The sequence below is a fragment of the Pseudomonas sp. JV245A genome (assembly GCF_032424515.1).
Taxonomy (GTDB): Bacteria; Pseudomonadota; Gammaproteobacteria; order Pseudomonadales; family Pseudomonadaceae; genus Aquipseudomonas; species Aquipseudomonas protegens.
The window spans coordinates 1-2,940 of the sequence record NZ_VYKE01000305.1 but is presented as its reverse complement, the minus strand read 5'-3'; the positions used below and the strand labels follow the sequence as shown (position 1 = coordinate 2,940).

General features: G+C 67.3%; 2 protein-coding genes. Both read left to right on the top strand.

Going from position 1 to position 2,940, the window contains the following annotated elements; genetic code table 11:
- On the top strand, positions 1–1,185 hold a 1,185-nt coding region (ptsP, locus tag F6S12_RS30920), incomplete at its 5' end, for a phosphoenolpyruvate--protein phosphotransferase (protein ID WP_315869780.1).
- Positions 1,186–1,207: 22 nt separating this feature from the next.
- Positions 1,208–2,914, top strand: a complete 1,707-nt coding sequence (gene nagE, locus F6S12_RS30915) for an N-acetylglucosamine-specific PTS transporter subunit IIBC (RefSeq protein WP_053149174.1) — start codon at positions 1,208–1,210, stop codon at positions 2,912–2,914.
- The last annotated feature ends 26 nt before the right edge of the window (positions 2,915–2,940 follow it).

Below are 2,940 nucleotides of genomic sequence, written 5' to 3'. Positions count from 1 at the left end.
GGCGTGGCCGGGCTGTGCATGGCCGCCGGCGGTGCCACTTCCCACGTGGCGATCCTTGCCCGGGGCAAGGGCCTGCCTTGCCTGGTGGCCCTGGGCCCGCAAGTGCTGCGCATCGACAGTGGCCGCCAAGTGGTGCTGGATGCCAACGGCGGGCGCCTGGAACTGGAGCCCGACCCGCAGCGCATCGCACAGGTGCAACAGGCCGGTGAAACCCAGCGCCAGCGCCATGCGCTGCAACAGCAAAAAGCCCATGAGCCCGCCCTGACCCAGGACGGCCAGCAGATCGAGGTGGCGGCCAATGTGGCGTCCAGCGAGGAAGCCCGGGACGCCCACCAGGGTGGCGCCGACGGCGTCGGCCTGCTGCGCACCGAGTTTCTCTTCGTTGACCGCCAGACCGCCCCCGATCAAGAAGAACAGCGCCAGGCCTATCAGGCAGTGCTCAACGCCATGGGCGACAAGCCGGTGATCATTCGCACCATCGACGTCGGCGGCGACAAACAGCTGGATTACCTGCCCCTGCCGGTGGAAGCCAACCCGGTACTTGGGCTGCGCGGCATCCGCCTGGCCCAGGCGCGCCCTGAACTGCTGGACCAACAACTGCGGGCGCTGCTCCAGGTCAGCCCCGTGCAACGCTGCCGGGTGATGCTGCCGATGGTCACCGAAGTCGCCGAGCTGCTGCACATTCGCCAGCGCCTGGACCTGTTCGCTGCCGAACTGGGCCTGAGCCAGCGCCCGGAACTGGGGGTCATGATCGAAGTCCCCGCCGCCGCCCTGATGGCCGAGCAACTGGCCGAACACGCCGACTTCCTGTCCATCGGCACCAACGACCTGTCCCAGTACACCCTGGCCATGGACCGTGACCACGCCGGGCTGGCGGCACGGGTCGACGCCCTGCACCCCGCCCTGCTGCGGCTGATCGCCCAGACCTGCGCCGGCGCCCAGCGCCATGGTCGCTGGGTCGGGGTCTGTGGCGCCCTGGCCTCCGATCCCCTGGCCACACCCGTACTCATCGGCCTGGGCGTCAGCGAGCTGTCGGTCAGCCCGCCACAGGTGGGCGAGATCAAGGACCGGGTGCGCCAGCTGGACGCCAGCCAGTGCCGCCAGCTCAGCCAGCCGCTGCTCAACCTGCCCGGTGCCACCGCAGTCCGTCAGGCCTGCGAACGGCTTTGGCCTCTGCACTCATAACAAGAATTCCAGGAGAGACGCCATGTACCAGTATTTCATCGAGGGCCTGCAACGCCTCGGCCGGGCGCTGATGCTGCCCATCGCCATCTTGCCCATCGCCGGTCTGCTGCTGCGCCTGGGCGACACCGACCTGCTGAACATCGCGATCATCCACGATGCCGGGCAGTCGATCTTCGGCAACCTGGCGCTGATCTTCGCCATCGGTATCGCCGTCGGCTTTGCCAAGGACAACAATGGCACCGCCGGGCTGGCCGGGGCCATTGGCTACCTGGTAATGATCTCGACCCTCAAGGTGCTGGACGCCAGCATCAACATGGGCATGCTCGCCGGGATCATCAGCGGGCTGATGGCCGGCGCGCTGTACAACCGCTTCAAGGACATCAAGCTGCCGGAGTACCTGGCGTTCTTCGGCGGCCGGCGCTTCGTGCCCATCGCCACCGGTTTCACCGCCGTGGGCCTGGGGGTGGTGTTCGGCCTGATCTGGCCGCCGATCCAGCACGGCATCAACAGCTTCGGCCAGTTGCTGCTGGAGAGCGGCAGCTTCGGCGCCTTTGTCTTCGGCGTGTTCAACCGGCTGCTGATCGTCACCGGCCTGCACCACATCCTCAACAACATGGCCTGGTTCATCTTCGGCAGCTTCACCGACCCGAGCACCGGCGCCGTGGTCACCGGCGACCTGACCCGCTACTTTGCCGGCGACCCCAAGGGCGGCCAGTTCATGACCGGGATGTTCCCGATGATGCTGTTCGGCCTGCCCGCCGCCTGCCTGGCGATGTACCGCAACACACCGCCGGAACGGCGCAAGGTAATGGGCGGGATCTTCCTGTCCATGGCCCTGACATCCTTCCTGACCGGGGTCACCGAGCCGATCGAATTCGCCTTCATGTTCCTTGCCCCCCTGCTGTACCTGGTGCATGCCCTGCTCACCGGGCTGGCCATGGCCCTGACCAACCTGCTGAACATCCACCTGGGCTTTACCTTTTCCGGCGGCGCCATCGACATGGCCCTGGGCTGGGGCCGCTCCACCAACGGCTGGAAGGTGTTTCCGGTGGGCCTGCTGTACGCGGTGGTGTACTACCTGGTGTTCGATTTCTGCATCCGCCGCTTCAACCTCAAGACCCCGGGCCGTGAAGACAGCCCCTCCAGCGAAAAGACTGAACTGAGCGTCGACCAGCGCGCCGCAGCCTACATCAAGGCCCTGGGTGGCGCCGGCAACCTGCTTACCGTCGGTGCCTGCACCACGCGCCTGCGCCTGGAGCTGGCAGACCGCAACCTGGCTTCGGACAGCGAGCTCAAGGCCCTGGGCGCCATGGCCGTGGTGCGCCCCGGCAAGGGCGGCAGCTTGCAGGTGGTGGTGGGGCCGCTGGCAGACAGCATCGCCGACGAGATCCGCCTGGCGTCACCCGTTTCGGCCAGGGCTGCGGTGGCACAGGCGCCTGTTGAAGACCCCCCGCAGGTCGACATTTCCATCCACGAAGCCCAGCAGTGGCTCAACGCCCTGGGCGGTCGGGACAACCTGCTGCAGATGGACTGTGTGGCGCTGACCCGGTTGCGAGTGCGAGTGAACAATAGCCGCAGCCTGTCGGAGCCGGCGCTCAAGGGGCTGGGCTGCCAGGGCATGCGGCGCATGGAGGGGGACGTCTGGCACGTGCTGATTGGCGAAAAGGCCGGGGGCTTGCAGGTGGCGCTGGCGGGCTTGCTGCACCGAGAGGTCGGCGCAGGTGCTTGAAGGCACTTTCGCCGGCCAGCCGGCTC